At 61.1% G+C, this 15,009-nt stretch carries 13 protein-coding genes and 1 tRNA gene; 5 read left to right on the top strand and 9 right to left on the bottom strand.

Features of this window, described 5'->3' with window-relative positions; translation table 11 throughout:
• Positions 1 to 49 precede the first annotated feature (49 nt).
• The 8 genes from pyrC to J5J10_RS15765 form a co-directional block, all read right to left on the bottom strand.
• On the bottom strand, positions 50 to 1,087 hold the full coding sequence (pyrC, locus tag J5J10_RS15730) for a dihydroorotase (protein WP_211930580.1): 1,038 nt from the start codon (positions 1,085 to 1,087) through the stop codon (positions 50 to 52).
• Between the two features lie 74 nt (positions 1,088 to 1,161).
• Positions 1,162 to 2,250, bottom strand: a complete 1,089-nt coding sequence (locus tag J5J10_RS15735; protein ID WP_211930581.1) for an HD domain-containing phosphohydrolase — start codon at positions 2,248 to 2,250, stop codon at positions 1,162 to 1,164.
• A gap of 17 nt (positions 2,251 to 2,267) precedes the next feature.
• On the bottom strand, positions 2,268 to 4,517 hold the full coding sequence (locus J5J10_RS15740) for an ATP-binding protein (RefSeq protein ID WP_211930582.1): 2,250 nt from the start codon (positions 4,515 to 4,517) through the stop codon (positions 2,268 to 2,270).
• 95 nt (positions 4,518 to 4,612) lie between these two features.
• On the bottom strand, positions 4,613 to 4,999 hold the full coding sequence (locus J5J10_RS15745) for a response regulator (protein WP_211930583.1): 387 nt from the start codon (positions 4,997 to 4,999) through the stop codon (positions 4,613 to 4,615).
• Between the two features lie 221 nt (positions 5,000 to 5,220).
• A complete protein-coding gene (locus J5J10_RS15750; RefSeq protein WP_211930584.1) occupies positions 5,221 to 6,261 on the bottom strand; it encodes a proline racemase family protein in 1,041 nt (346 codons plus the stop codon).
• 116 nt (positions 6,262 to 6,377) lie between these two features.
• Positions 6,378 to 7,871 (bottom strand): acetyl-CoA hydrolase/transferase family protein, encoded by a 1,494-nt coding sequence (locus J5J10_RS15755; protein ID WP_211930585.1) that lies wholly within the window; start codon positions 7,869 to 7,871, stop codon positions 6,378 to 6,380.
• Positions 7,872 to 8,094: 223 nt separating this feature from the next.
• Positions 8,095 to 8,171: transfer RNA gene (locus J5J10_RS15760), tRNA-Arg, on the bottom strand.
• Positions 8,172 to 8,292: 121 nt separating this feature from the next.
• Positions 8,293 to 9,783 (bottom strand): HAMP domain-containing sensor histidine kinase, encoded by a 1,491-nt coding sequence (locus J5J10_RS15765; protein ID WP_211930586.1) that lies wholly within the window; start codon positions 9,781 to 9,783, stop codon positions 8,293 to 8,295.
• A 273-nt stretch (positions 9,784 to 10,056) separates the two neighbouring features.
• On the opposite strand from J5J10_RS15765, the gene rpmH reads away from it, so the two are divergent.
• From rpmH to yihA, 5 genes are all read left to right on the top strand, one after another.
• Positions 10,057 to 10,191: a 50S ribosomal protein L34 gene (rpmH, locus tag J5J10_RS22515; RefSeq protein ID WP_208548348.1), complete on the top strand. Its 135-nt coding sequence runs from the start codon at positions 10,057 to 10,059 to the stop codon at positions 10,189 to 10,191.
• 16 nt (positions 10,192 to 10,207) lie between these two features.
• Entirely contained in the window at positions 10,208 to 10,615 is a 408-nt protein-coding gene (gene rnpA, locus J5J10_RS15770) for a ribonuclease P protein component (protein ID WP_349252073.1), read from the top strand.
• Positions 10,612 to 12,411, top strand: coding sequence for a membrane protein insertase YidC (gene yidC / locus J5J10_RS15775; protein ID WP_211930587.1), 1,800 nt, complete (start codon positions 10,612 to 10,614; stop codon positions 12,409 to 12,411). Before rnpA ends, yidC begins: the two co-directional genes overlap by 4 nt.
• Before the next feature lie 168 nt (positions 12,412 to 12,579).
• On the top strand, positions 12,580 to 13,509 hold the full coding sequence (locus tag J5J10_RS15780; protein WP_249116931.1) for a DMT family transporter: 930 nt from the start codon (positions 12,580 to 12,582) through the stop codon (positions 13,507 to 13,509).
• A gap of 92 nt (positions 13,510 to 13,601) precedes the next feature.
• Positions 13,602 to 14,261, top strand: a complete 660-nt coding sequence (yihA, locus tag J5J10_RS15785) for a ribosome biogenesis GTP-binding protein YihA/YsxC (RefSeq protein ID WP_211930589.1) — start codon at positions 13,602 to 13,604, stop codon at positions 14,259 to 14,261.
• Between the two features lie 36 nt (positions 14,262 to 14,297).
• Here yihA and J5J10_RS15790 read toward each other — a convergent pair whose 3' ends face one another.
• Complete coding sequence (locus tag J5J10_RS15790; protein WP_211930590.1) at positions 14,298 to 14,855, bottom strand: fasciclin domain-containing protein; 558 nt, start codon at positions 14,853 to 14,855, stop codon at positions 14,298 to 14,300.
• Positions 14,856 to 15,009 lie beyond the last annotated feature (154 nt).

Below are 15,009 nucleotides of genomic sequence, written 5' to 3' on the forward strand. Positions count from 1 at the left end.
AGGACAACGGGATCGGCATCTATCGGCGCAAAAATGGTCTTGAAGACGACTACTCGACCGCCCAGTGCAGAGGGAACATCGGATCGAAGACGGTGACGGGGCCGGCGCCGGTTTCGATCTTTGCCGGATAGGAAGCCGGTTCTTCCCGCCGCACCAGGGTGATCCTGTCCTCGTTGGCCGGCAGGCCGTACCATGCAGGACCGTTGAGCGAGGTGAAAGCCTCAAGCTTCTCCAGCGCATTCTCCTCCTCGAACACATGAGCGAGACAGCTCATCGTGTTGATCGAGGTGTAGATGCCGGCGCATCCGCAGCCGCACTCCTTCAACGGATCAACATGGGGGGCGGAATCGGTGCCGAGGAAGAAGCGGGCATCGCCGGACGTGGCGGCGGCGCGCAAAGCGAGACGATGATGCTCGCGCTTGGCGACCGGCAGGCAATAATAATGCGGGCGGATGCCACCAACCAGGATCGCATTGCGGTTGATGATCAGGTGATGGGTGGTGATCGACCCCGCGAGGTTCTTCTTCGACGAGAGGATATAGTCGATGCCTTCCTTGGTGGTGACATGCTCCATCGTCACTTTCAGCTCCGGCAGACGGCGACGCAGCGGATCGAGAACCGTCTCGATGAATACCGCCTCGCGATCGAAGATGTCGACCTCTGGCGTCGTCACCTCGCCGTGGACGCAGAGCGGCAGGCCGATGTCAGCCATGCGCTCCAGCACCGGCATGGCCTTTTCCATGTCACGGACACCGCCGTGGGAGTTGGTCGTAGCTCCGGCAGGATAAAGCTTGACGGCGGTGATCAGACCCGAACGCTGGCCGGCCTCGACGTCGGCGGGATCGGTGTGCTCCGTCAGATAGAGCGTCATTAGCGGCTTGAAGGCATCACCGGGAGACATCGCCGCCCGAATCCGATCGCGATAGGACGCAGCATCCGCCGTCGTGACAACGGGCGGAACAAGGTTGGGCATGATGATGGCGCGGCCAAAATGGCGGCTCGTATCACCGACAACGCCTTCCAGCATCGCCCCGTCGCGCAGATGCAGATGCCAGTCGTCGGGACGGCGGATGCTCAGGGTTTTCATGACGGGCCTCACGCTGTTTCAAGGTTGCCCGTCGATACCACGTCATGCCGCCAAGACAAGGAGATTGCCTGTTGTCAGGCGATTTTTTCCCTCACCATGTCGCCAGCTTTTTCCGCAGCCTCAAGCAGACGCTCACGGCGATCCACCTCCATGATGTCGCGAATGACAGGAAGGGCACGTTCGAACGCTGCGACGCAAGCCGGGTCGAACTGGGTGCCGGCGCGGCCGAGAATGTGCTCCACGGTGCGCTCGTAGGTCCAGGCCGATTTGTAGGGACGCTCGGTCGTCAGCGCATCGAAATTGTCGGCGATGCAAACGATGCGGCCGACAAGCGGGATCGCCTCGCCAGCGAGCCGGTTCGGATATCCCTGTCCGTCCCAGCGTTCGTGATGGCTGGCGGCAATCTCCGATGCCAGTTGCAGAAGCGAAGAATGTGTGCGGGCGAGGATATCGCTTCCAGCCTGCGTGTGGGCCTGCATCTGGCGATACTCGGCTTCCGTCAGCCGACCCTGCTTGAGCAGGACCGTATCGGGAATGGCGACCTGGCCAATGTCGTGCATGGGCGCGGCGAGAAGAATATCGCGGCACTGCTCTTCGGACAGACCCAGTTCGCGCGCAATTGCCTCCGAATAGGCGGCGACGCGCTTGGTGTGGCGGGCGGTTTCAGGGTCCTTGTAACCGGCGGCAAGCGTCAGGCGATGAATGATCTCCTGCTCGCGCTCGCGCAGTTGAACCACCGCCTTGTCCACCTCGCGGCGCAGCCATTCCGCCTGGTCTGCGAGCTTGCGGCGCGCATCGGCGAGGCTGACGATATTGTGGACGCGCGCGTGGAACTCCACAGGATTGACCGGCTTCGTCAGGAAATCGATCGCGCCGGCATTCAGCGCCTCCATGCGCGTCGTCATATCGGTGTCAGCTGTGATGAAGATGACCGGGACCGCCGCGTATTTTTCGAAGCGGGCGATTTCGGTGTAGAGCTCTACCCCGTTGTAAACCGGCATCTGGAAATCCAGGATGGCGACATCGAAATCGAGATCCGGCAGCGCAGACAGCACGGCGTCAGGACTCGAAAAGGGCAAGGCTTCGCAGCCTTCGAGCTTGGCCACCAGCTTGGTGATCAGTTTCAGGTTGGTGTTGTTATCGTCCACCAGGAGAATACGCATGACTTCCTCCGTGCCGTTCAGGCGACAAGCCTTGATTTCATGAATTCGATTTCGCCGCTGAGATCCTGGATATCGGCGGGCGTGGGCGGGCTTTGGCGCAGGGCGTGGGCGCGCTCTGCGATGCCGTTCAGTCCAACATTCACGGCAGCACCCTTGATCGTATGCAGGACGCGGTCGACCGCCTGGGGCTCGCCCTTGGCAACGACATCCTGCAACTCACCGATCAACTGGTCGGCATCCGTGAAGAAACATTCCATCAGTTCGCGGAAGACATCTTCTCCCAGAGCGTCGAGAAGTTCATTCTGACGCGCCTCATCGAAGCCGACGAGTTCGTCGATGCCGGCGAAGGGATTGAGGTCTTCGGCCGATGCGGCTTCCGCAGTGTAGTCGACCTCGACCTGAGGCTCGGGGCCGGCGGCGTGATGAGCGATGACGCTGCGAAGCCGTTCCATCGTCACCGGCTTCGATTCGAAGCCGGACATACCTGCCTCGGCGCAGCGGCGGCGATCATCGTCGGAGGCATTTGCGGTCATCGCCACGATCGGCGTTGCGGCTGCGCGGCCCCCGCGCTCCAGGATGCGACGCGTCGCTTCTATTCCATCCATCACGGGCATCTGCATATCCATCAAAATTAGGTCGAAGTCCTCGCGAGACGTTAGATCAAGCGCTTCGACGCCATCCGCGGCGACTGTTACGTCCTGGCCGAGGCGTTCGAGGAAGCGCACGGCCACCTGCTGGTTGACGGCATTGTCCTCGACGAGAAGAATTCGCAGGTGCGGGAGGTCTTCCAGCAGCTCGTTGATGCGTGCCTGGTGGCGAACTTCCTCGCGAACGGTGGGCGTGACCGCCAGTTCGAACCAGAAGATGCTGCCGACGCCGACGGTGCTGCTCATGCCCAGTTCGCCGCCGAGCTTTTCAACGATCTGCTTGCAGATCGTGAGGCCGAGCCCGGTGCCGCCGTATTTGCGGCTGATCGAGGCATCAACCTGGGAAAAGGGCTTGAACAGTTTCTCTATGCCTGATTCCTCGATGCCGATGCCGGTATCCTCGACCTCGAACCGCAGCATCAGGGCACTGTCACGGTAGAACTCGCGCAGGCGCAGAGTGACCGTGCCTTCGCTGGTGAATTTCACCGCGTTGCTGAGCAGGTTCAGCAGAACCTGGCGCAAGCGCGTCGGATCGGTGCGCACGTAGCGGGCGTGGAGCGAATCGGGGATATCGAGAACGACGGTGTTGCAGTGTTCGTCCGCGCGACCGCGGATGATGCCGACGGTGCTTTCGGAGAGGCTGCGAATATCGACCGCGCGTTCCTCCAGTTCGAGCTTGCCGTGCTCGATCTTCGAATAGTCGAGGATCTCGTTGATGACTTCCAGCAACGCCTCGCCCGAGGCCCGGATCGTCTTCACGCTGGCAGCGGCATCGTCCGGCAGCTTCGACAGCTGCAGGAGTTCGGCCATGCCGAGGATCGCGTTGAGGGGGGTGCGAATCTCGTGTCCCATAGTCGCCATGAATTGCGATTTGGCACGGTTGCCGGCATCGGCCGCCTCATAGGCGTCCGTCAGTTCGTGCGTCATCGCTTCCAGGCTCAGGCCGGCGGCGCGGACCGATTTCAACTGGCGCCGCAGCGTGACGACGAGAAAAATCACCGACGCCATCAACAGGACGAGCATGATGGCGGACGTCTTTTCGAGTTCGCGCACCGCAGCCTGGCTTCGAGCCCGCTCGCCCTTCAATCGCTCATTGGTGTGCAGCAGCAGCTCATCCGTCCTGGCGGCCAGCCGAACCGTCGCCTGGTCGAAGGCGGTCACGGCATTATCGTCCAGATCGCCACGCGGCGCGAGGCTTGCAATAAGAGGTGCAAGCGCACCGATCTCGGCCTCGATATCGCTCACCATCACGTCGACGACCATGTCGCCAGAGAAATAATCCGAACGCAGCGAATCCCTGATCTCGGAAACGCGAGCTGACACGCCTTCATAGCGGCTTTCCAGCGCGGCAAGCGCGTAGACCATGGTCGGGTGCGCGGCGCGTCCGGAGACAATTTCCGCGAGATCGTGGTCCAGCCCCCTCACCTCGCGATCCAGTTGGTAGGTCGACCACACGACATTCTCGCGAATGCCATCCTGAAGTTTGCGGAAGCGGCTGGATATGTCGGCGAAAAGAATAACGAGAACCACGAGCAACGCGGCTGAAAGCACCTGAAGGATGAATGTGGTCTTGCCAGCCTTGCGGATGATATCGCCGCTGATGTTGGAGAACCTGGTCATAGCCCTCCTCCATGACACCACGACCGCGCCAGAGCCGGCAACGACTGCAGAAACGGAGGATGCGGCGGAGGTAAGGCTTTCATGACCGGTCCGTTTCAGCCGACGGCGGCGGCGTCTGCCCGCCCGTAATGCGTAAACAGCAGCGTTCGGAACGCGATGGCCTCGACCGGCTTGGTCAGGAAATCCGTGACGCCTGCCTCGATCGCCGCGTGGCGAAGCCCTGGTTCGCTGTCTGCCGTAACCATGATCATCGGAACGTCGTCATAGCGCTCCATCATGCGAACTGCCTTGGTGAACTGGACGCCATTCATGCCCGGCAGAACATGGTCGACGATCAACAGGCGGAAACGCGTGTGATGGCAAAGCTCCAGAGCACGGACCGGATCGGCCTCAATCACGATGTCGTCGGTTGTCACCTTCTTCGCAAGGTGCTTGAGCACCATTGCGTTGGTCGCATTGTCCTCAATGATCAAGATCGCCATAACTGCTCCCGTCGACGGCAGCGCCGTCAGTCCACCCCGATACGCCTGCGGCAGAGCCTCATCTGGAGGAGTGCCGGTATCCACGAGGATTTATCAAAAGCAGACTGAAATTGGCTGAAGCAAATCCGGACAATTTTACCGATGTGCGCCAAAAAACGTCCAATTCAGAAGAAGCTGATAAAGGGCGAAGACAACGCGGCGGTCGGCCGGATCCGGCGTGGCTAGAGAATAGTTCCAGCCGAGGGTCCCCACACGTCCGTCAGGGCGAAGCCGTCGCCCAGAGGATCAAAGGGATCGAGCGCAACCTGGTGAAGACCGAAGGTGAAGCCGCGTCCGGCTATCGTCGGCACGATGGCGGAACGACCGGCGATCGTTGTCGTCGCCGAAAGCCCCACCTCGAATTCGGAACCGATGATCGACCGCGACTTGAACACATCGCCGACCTTGACCTTGCCGCGGGCGTAAAGCGCCGCAAGATTTGCGGAATTGCCCGTGCCGCAGGGAGAGCGGTCGACGCGGCCCGGCCACATGGTGGTGCAGGTGCGGACGGCGCCATCCGGATCGATATCGCGGAACATGACATAGGCGACGCCGGAAATCGCCTCGATTTCAGGATGCGTCACGGGAACGGTGCGGTTGATCAGGTCCTTGAGAACCATGCCGGCTTCGACCAGCTTGCGGGCATTGGCCTTCTCGATCTTCACGCCGATCGATGCGGCATCAACCAGCGCATAGAAGATGCCGCCAAAGCAGATGTCGACGCTGATGGTGCCCCATTCTTCCGTCTCTATGGGAAGGTCGAGCGTATCGACGAAGGACGGCACCATTGTCAGCGTGACCTTTTCGCAGCGACCGTCATGGCAGGTCGCTACCGCACGGACGAGGCCCGCCGCCGTATCGAGAACGACGACCGTTTCGGGCTCCTTCATCTCGACGATACCGCTTTCGAGCAGCGCCGTCGTCATGCAGATGGAGTTGGAACCGGAACTGGCATGTGCCTGGTCCGGTTGTAGAATGACCATTCCCGCATCGGCATCGGGGTGCTTGGCCGGCAGGAGCAGGTTGACGGAGCCGATCGGAGCGCCGCGCGGTTCGAGAACAAGAAAACGACGCAGCGCCTCGCCCTTGGGATCGGTGTTAAGCCAGTGCAACTGCTCGGCTATCGTGGTGCCTGGGATCTTGGGGACGCCGCCGACGGCGATCTTGCCGATTTCGCCTTCGCAATGAACATCGATCAACTGGATCGTGCGCTTCCAACGCATGGTTCGTCACCCCTTCACCGCCTGGACCCGCGCGGGCCGGCGCTGGCGCCCTTGGCCACAACACATGTGTTCGTGATATATCAGTTGCTGCATATTGGCCACGGATTTGTTGCCGTTCAGCCAGGCATCATGGTGCCGCGCTCGCGCAGAGCGACATGCCAGGAGAGAGCTTCCTCGATGACGTGCGGTGTTTGTCCGCCGCGCGCTCTTGCCCGGTCGAAATAATCCGCCAGGGCATCCCTGTAACCCTCGTGAACGCAGTTGCGGATGATCACTTCGGCGCGCTCGCGCGGGGCGAGCCCGCGCAGATCCGCAAGGCCTTTCTCGGTGATCAGGATGTCGACGTCGTGCTCTGTATGATCGACATGACTTACCATTGGCACGACGGAGGAGATTGTACCCTTCTTGGCCGTCGATTTCGTCACGAAGATCGACATGTAGGCGTTGCGGGCGAAATCTCCGGAGCCGCCGATGCCGTTCATCATATGGGTGCCGCCAACATGGGTTGAGTTGACGTTGCCGTAGATGTCGAACTCAAGCGCGGTATTGATGCAGATGAGACCGAGCCGCCGGATGACTTCCGGATGATTGCTGATCTCCTGCGGCCTGAGGATCAGGTGATGCTTGTATTCCGCCAGGCGCGGCAGGATGTGGGCGTTCATCTCGCTCGAGAGCGTGATCGACGAACCCGAGGCGAAGGTCAGCTTGCCGGAATCGAGCAGTTCGAAGGTCGAATCCTGCAGAACCTCGGAATACATCTTCAGGTCATGGAAGGGAGCGTCAATGAAGCCGTGGAGAACGGCGTTCGCAATCGTCCCGATGCCGGCCTGAAGGGGTTGGAGATCGTAGCCCATGCGGCCCTTATGGACCTCGTTCAGCAGGAAATCCGTCAGGTGGCCGGCAATGGCGCGGGTGTCGTCGTCCGGTTTGTCGACATTGGCGAAGCTGTCGTGCTTTTCCGAGATGACGATGCCAGCGATCTTTTCCGGCGGCACCGGAATGTATGGCAGACCTATGCGACTGTCGGCAGTAACCACCGGAATCGGCATGCGCGATGGACGGCGCTGCGGGATGAAGATGTCGTGCAGGCCTTCCAGCGTGGTCGGCTGCGACATGTTCAGTTCGACGATCACCTTGTCGGCGAGAATAGCGAAGCTGGCGGAATTACCGACGGAGGTGGTCGGCACGATGCCGCCATGATCGAGGATGGCGACCGCCTCGATGACCGCGATGTCGACGGGCGGCAACTGCCCGGTGCGGAGCTGTTCCACCGTTTCGGAGAGATGCTGGTCGATGAACATCACCTCGCCTGCGTTGATCAGCTTGCGCAGCCCCGGATCGGACTGGAAGGGCATGCGGCGGGCCGTGACATGCGCTTCGGCCAGCGTCCGGTCGAGGTCATTGCCGAGGGAGGCACCGGTGATGAGCGTGATCTTCAAGGGATCGGTCCTGGCACGCTCGGCGAGCGCCAGCGGCACGGCCTTCGCTTCGCCAGCCCGCGTGAAACCGCTCATGCCCACCGTCATGCCATCCCTAATCATCGCGGCAGCCTGATCGGCGGTGATGACTCGATCGAGCAGCGATTTGTGGCGAATGCGGTCACGCAGCATGAGTTGCTCCTGAAAATCGGCCTGGACGCCGGCCCTGAAATAAAGGCCGCATTACCAGATGGCGGAAGATCGGCGCCGCAACATTGATTTTTATCAAATGGTCAAACAGGGCAGTCATGCGGGCAACGCATGGGTTCGCGGCGGCCCTCGCGCGCAACAACGCGTTCGTTCGCGGGCAGCATTCAGCCAACGCGAACAAAGCAATCAAAATGTCAGGAAAAAATGGCGCACCCGAAGAGATTCGAACTCCTGACCCCCAGATTCGTAGTCTGGTGCTCTATCCAGCTGAGCTACGGGTGCTTGCCTCAGACCGGCGTCGCCGGCTGCGTGGCGATCCTCTAAAGCGAGAGCGAAGCGAATGCAAGAGGATTTCGGAAAAAAACGACGATAGCTTTTTCTCCGGTGGATCCGTTGGCCGACGTCATTGACGCTCGAGGCGGGCACGCCAGTCTTCCAGCGCCACCGGCCGATCCGGAATCTCGATGCGGAATAACGTTCCCGGATCGGGCTTCTCCACCAGGGCGATGGTGCCGCGATGGGCAAGGACCAGTTCGCGAGCAATGGCGAGGCCAAGCCCCGTGCCGCCGGAACGGGCCGAACCGCGAAAAGCGGCGAAGAGATTTTCGCGGGCTTTCGGCGGCATGCCAGGACCGGTGTCGTCGATCGAAATCGACACCACGGTTCCGACGCGGTGTGCCGTCAGCGTCACGCATCGCTCCTGCGATGCATCGGAAGGAAGATGATTCGACAGCGCCTGGACCGCGTTTCGGCAGATGTTGTGAATAACCCGGAAAAGCTGCTCGCTGTCGGCATCGACCTCCAAATCCTCGGGCACCACATCCACGAACTGGATGCCGTGGGCCGGATCTATAGCGAGAATATCGCGCACTTCCTGGACGAGGTGACAGAGCGGGAAACGTCGGCGGCGCGGTTCGGCTTCGGAGGCCTGACCATAGGCCAGCACCTCGCTGGTATAGCCCACGGCGCGGTCGATGGTACGCAACAGCTTCGGCGCGAAGCTCTTCACCATCGGGTCCTCGACATCGACCAGACGGTCCGACATCAATTGGGCGGAGGCGAGAATGTTGCGCATGTCGTGGTTGATCTTCGAGACCGCCAGGCCAAGATCGGCAAGGTTCTTCTGTTGCTTCAGCGTCTTCTGCAACTGCTCCTGCATGGCGGCCAGATGGCGCTCGGCGACCGCGATCTCATCACCGCCGCTTCCGGCTCTCAGGACGCGGGCGGGGTTTTCCGGCTCGGCGGCAAAAGCCTGCATGCTGCGGGTCAGCCGGCGCATGGGAACGATCATCATGCGGTTAATGGCAAGGAAGATGAGGACGGCGGTGAACAGCGAGATGATGATCGAGACGCTGAACACCTGGCGGGCATAAGCCAGCATGGCGTTGCGGAGGCTGCTTTCCTCCAGAAGGAGTTCTATCTCTGTATCGCTGTCTCCAACGGGGCCATAGACCTGCATGATACGGTCGCCACCAAACAGGAGCGTCGACAGGGCATCGCGGACAGCATCCAGCATCGGCACGTCGCGCAGGTCGTAAGTGAGGTCGACCTGCGGCGGCATGTTCTCGACCGCCAAAAGTTTGGAAGTGCCGTCACTGCGGAGCGCGATCGCCTTGGTGCCGGTCGCCATAAGGGCACTGTCCTGAACGGCGCGCGGAAGCTCGATCGGCTGCAGCCCATCGATCACAACGCTCGCCGCGCCGGCCGTGTTCAGCCTGTCCCGCAGCCAGGCAAGCCGCATATTGGCAACGGAGGGTACGAAGATGAGGACCTCGGCGATCATCACGAACATGACTGTCAGCCAGAGAAGACGCGTCGACAGCCCCCTCACCAGACGGGGTGCGGCGCTCTCTATCTCATCACGCTGCTGTCCGTCGGTCTGCCCGCCCGGCATCGTCTGATCTCCTCGGTCGACCGTGGCTGTTCCACAGTCGTTTTGCGCACTTATACTTTAGAACATCATGGTGGATTTTCCAACCGGGCCCGCGGCACCGTTTGCGCGACAAAGGAGCCTATGCGGCAATTGACTCCGACAGCCTTCGCCCGTATAAGCCGCCGTCATTCGGACAGGCTCGTCGTGTTGCGACTTAACGCCGCCGGAGATCAAACCAACGCTCTTGCACTTGTTGCAAAACCAAGAAGGGCCGCACACCGCGGTATCAAATAAATGAAGCGTACCTACCAACCTTCCAAGCTTGTTCGCAAGCGTCGCCACGGTTTTCGTGCGCGCATGGCCACCAAGGGCGGCCGCAAGGTTATCGCCGCTCGTCGCGCTCGCGGTCGCGCGCGCCTGTCGGCCTAACATACAGTGCACGCCCGTGAGCAAAACCGGGCATAGGCGCACTCATGGTTCCAAATCGGCTGTCGGCCGGCTGAAAAGCCGGCCGCAGTTTCTTGCGGTTCGCGCAGGCGAACAGCGCAAGGGCCGCTTCTTTCTCCTCGAGGTCCTCGACCATGGAGATCCTGACGCACCGGCCCGCGTCGGCTTCACCGTTACCAAGAAACACGGCAACGCCGTCGAGCGCAACCGGATGCGCCGACGCCTCAGAGAGGCTGTTCGCCTTTCCGCGGCATTTGCAATGAAGCCGGGACACGACTATGTCATCGTCGGCCGAAGGGACGCGCTGACCGCGCCTTTCAACGAACTTGCCAGTCAACTGACGCAACGTATAGAAGCCAGACCCAGAAACGAGCGGTCCAACGGCCCTCGCTCCAGGAAGGTATGATGGAAAACAAACGCAACTACTTCATTGCCATCGCGCTGTCGGTGCTGATCGTGCTGGCATGGCAGTTCCTCTACATGAATCCGAGGATCGAGGCGCAGCGCCAGGCGCAGCAGGCCCAGGAAGCGCAGCAGGCACAGCAGCAGGCCGCCCAACCAGCAAGCCCGGCCCAGGCGCCGGCGGTCGACGGAGCCCTGCCCGGTGCGACCCAGGCAACCGCCGAGGCGACACGCGAGCAGGCCATAGCCAAATCCCCGCGCGTTGCAATCGAGACGAACGCGCTGGTCGGTTCCATCAACCTTGCCGGCGCCCGCTTCGATGACCTGAAGCTCAAGGACTACCGCGAGACGGTGGATGACGACAGCCCGATCATCACCCTGCTCAGCCCGGCCGACAGCCGCAGCGGCTATTTCACCGAGCTTGGCTATGTCGGCTCGAGCGAAGCCGGCAGTGTGCCCGGACCTGCAACGGTCTGGACGCTTTCGGAAGGCGACAAACTGACGGAAACGACCCCTGTCACGCTGACCTACACAAACGATGCGGGCCTTACCTTCACGCGCAAGATTTCCGTCGATGAACATTATATGTTCACGGTGGAAGATACCGTCAGCAACGGGGGGACGGCGACCGCTTCTCTTTCGCCCTATGGCCGCGTGACGCGCTACAACAAGCCGTCTACTCCATCGATCTATGTCCTGCACGAAGGCTTTCTCGGTGTCTTTGGAACCGATGGTGGGCTTGTCGAGGAAAAGTACAGCAATATCGAGGAAGAACCATATCTCGCGCCCAAGGCGACCGGGGGCTGGTTCGGCGTGACAGACAAGTACTGGGCGACGGCGATCATCCCACAACAGGATACCGCCTACGAAAGCCGCTTCTCGCACTTTACCGACGGCCAGACGCGCTACCAGGCTGACTACAAGACCGATGCAGTGTCAGTCGGCGCCGGACAGAGCGTGGCGATGACCACCCGCGTGTTCGCCGGCGCGAAGGAAGTGCCTGTCGTCGACAGCTACGAAGCCGACCTTTCGATTCCGAAGTTCGATCTCCTGATCGACTGGGGCTGGTTCTACTTCATCACCAAGCCGATGTTCAAACTGATGGATTTCTTCTTCCGGATGGTTGGCAACTTCGGCGTGGCGATCCTGCTTACCACGATCGTCGTGAAGCTTCTGTTCTTCCCGCTCGCCAACAAGCAGTACGCCTCCATGGCCAACATGAAGCGCGTGCAGCCGAAAATGGAAGAGCTGAAGGCCAAGCATGGCGATGACCGCATGGCGCTGCAGCAGGCGATGATGCAGCTCTACAAGGACGAGAAGATCAACCCGGTGGCCGGCTGCTGGCCGATCCTCCTGCAGATCCCGGTGTTCTTCGCGCTCTACAAGGTGATCTACGTCACCATCGAGATGCGTCATGCACCGTTCTTTGGCTGGATCCAGGACCTGTCGGCTCCCGATCCGACGACCTTCATCAACCTGTTCGGCCTGCTTCCGTTCGAGGGTCCGACCTTCCTGCATCTCGGCGTCTGGCCGATCATCATGGGTATCACCATGTGGATGCAGATGCGGATGAACCCGACGCCGCCGGACCCCACCCAGGCGATGCTGTTCAACTGGATGCCCGTGATCTTCACGTTCATGCTCGGTACCTTCCCGGCCGGTCTCGTGATCTACTGGGCCTGGAACAACACGCTCTCGGTCCTGCAGCAGTCGATCATCATGAAGCGCCACGGGGTGAAGATCGAACTGCTCGACAACATCAAGAACATTTTCCGGCGAAAACCTGCCGCAAGCAAATGATCAGGAGGCCGGGCACTTGTCCGGCCTTTTTTCTTTTCGAGTGTTCGCAAGCGGATCAGCCTTGGTCGCCGCCGGCGCATTGCGCGGCATGGCCGGGCTTTAAATCTGTTGCAGAGTGGTGGAGCATGCCGTCGAGGCATGAGCGGGAGACACAGAGGCATGAGCGACATGACGCGTGTCGGAAATGTTGCGACACAGGCCGGACGGCTGGACATCGGCGGTGTCGCGCTCGTGCTGGGATCGGCGATCGCCTGGAGCTTCGGCGGTGCCATCGCGCGCTATCTCGAGGTTCAGGATAGCTGGACAATCGTCTTCTGGCGCTGTCTGTTCGCGGGTCTTTTCCTCCTGACCTTCATGCTCATTCGCGATGGCGGTCGCGGGACCCTGCGATTGTTCCGCGACATGGGATGGCCCGGACTGACGGTTGCCATGGGCTTTGCGACCGCATCGACCTGCTTCATCATCGCGATCAGCTATACGACGGTCGCCAACGTGGTGCTGCTGCAGGCAGGGGTACCGCTGTTTGCCGCGCTGATCTCCTGGCTGATCTTCCGGGAGCCGATTTCCCGGATAACTTGGGCGGCGATCGCGGCGGTGATTGGGGGTGTTGCGATCATGGTATCCGGCTCGCTCGAGGGACGGATATCGCCGATCGGAAATGGTCTCGCCCTGTTGATCGCCGTGGTGTTTGCCTTGACCACCGTCGTTACCCGACGCTATCCGCATGTGAGAATGACACCGGCTGCGTGCGTCGGCTGCTTCGCGGCATCGGCGATTGCGGGAAGCCTTGCGGGCACATGGGTGGTCTCGGCGCCTGATCTCGCTCTCCTCTTCGCATTCGGCGCTCTCAACCTCGGCCTCGGCATGGCCCTCTTCGTGACCGGTGCCCGAACGATTCCCGCCGCGCTCGCTGCCCTGCTCGGCACGATGGAGACGATGCTCGGGCCGATCTGGGTGGCTTTGTTGCATGACGAAATCCCCGACAGCCGGACGGTTGTCGGCGGCAGCGTCATTCTCGTTGCACTCGTCGTCTACCTCGGATTCGAACTGCGGCGGCAGAACCCGAGGACGCCCCGGGCGGTACCTCCGACCATCTGACGCAGCGCTCGTTCATCCACCGAATCGGCGCGAAGGCTTGACTCCGGGCCGCAAAACACCGATTCCGCCGGATGACAACGGAAGACGGTATGATGACCAGCAGCAGCGACGGGACGACGCGCCCCATCTTCGGCAATCCGTGGATCTTCATCCGCGGCGTTCCGGCAATGAAATTTCTCCCGCCGGAAGGTCCGCCGGAAATCGCCTTCGCCGGGCGGTCCAATGTCGGCAAATCGTCGCTGATCAATGCGCTGGTGGGACACAAGGGTCTGGCACGGACCTCCAATACGCCGGGGCGAACGCAGGAGCTTAATTACTTCGTGCCCGAGGGCTATACGGGCCATGCGACCGACCTGCCGCCGACGGCGATCGTGGACATGCCGGGCTATGGCTACGCCCAGGCGCCGAAGGAACAGGTGGACGCCTGGACCAAGCTCGTCTTCGACTATCTGAGAGGACGCTCGACGCTGAAGCGCGTCTATGTGCTGATCGATGCCCGGCACGGCATCAAGAAGAACGACGAGGAGGTTTTGAGCCTGCTCGACAAGGCGGCCGTGTCGTACCAGATCGTGCTCACCAAAACCGACAAGATCAAGGATCCCGCCGTTCCGAAGCTCGTCTCCGAGACACTGGAGAAAATCCGCAAGCGGCCCGCCGCCTACCCCGTCGTGATCGCAACCTCTTCGGAAAAGGGTGGAGGTCTCGACGAGTTGAGAGCCGCGATCAACGACGCCGTGGGTCTCGGAGCCTGACGCGACCCCGAGACCCCTATTCCACTGCCTGACCCTTTACGACTTCGGCAGCAGAACCTTGTCGATGACGTGGATTACGCCGTTCGACTGCTTGACGTCGGCGATAGTGACGGTGGCGACGCCGCCGGTCTCGTCGGTCAGGGTGATCTTGCCCATGTCCTCTTTCGCCTTCAGTACGCAGCCGCCGACGGTCGTCACATCGTGCTCGCCGCCATCGTCGGCGATCATCTTGGCCACGGCGGACGACATTGCCTCAGCCGCGACCACATGGCAGGTCAGGACCTTGGTCAGCTGGTCCTTGTTTTCAGGCTTCAGCAGGGTATCGATAGTTCCAGCAGGCAGCGCCGCAAAGGCTTCATTGGTCGGCGCAAAAACGGTGAACGGTCCGGCGCCGGAAAGGGTGTCGACAAGACCAGCGGCCTGGACGGCGGCGACGAGGGTGGTGTGATCCTTCGAGTTGACGGCGTTCTCGACGATGTTCTTGTCTTCATACATGGCGGCACCGCCGACCATCGGGTTTTCGGCGTGGGCCACCGAGGCGCCGAGGCCGATGACGGTTGCGGCAAGAAGCATGCGGATACGGGCTTTGGTCATGGTGATCTCCTCTTCCTTGTTCTCCGGTCACATTGTCGGATCGACGTCCGGGACCGGGGTTGGCGATCCGTCTTGCGGGATCTTCAAAAAAGACGAGACGTTCGGAAAAGAAGTTTCAGCACATCGAGGAAAATCGGAAACGAGGAATCAAGTC

The sequence above is a fragment of the Ciceribacter sp. L1K23 genome (genome assembly GCF_018122705.1).
In the GTDB taxonomy this organism is placed as follows: Bacteria; Pseudomonadota; Alphaproteobacteria; order Rhizobiales; family Rhizobiaceae; genus Allorhizobium.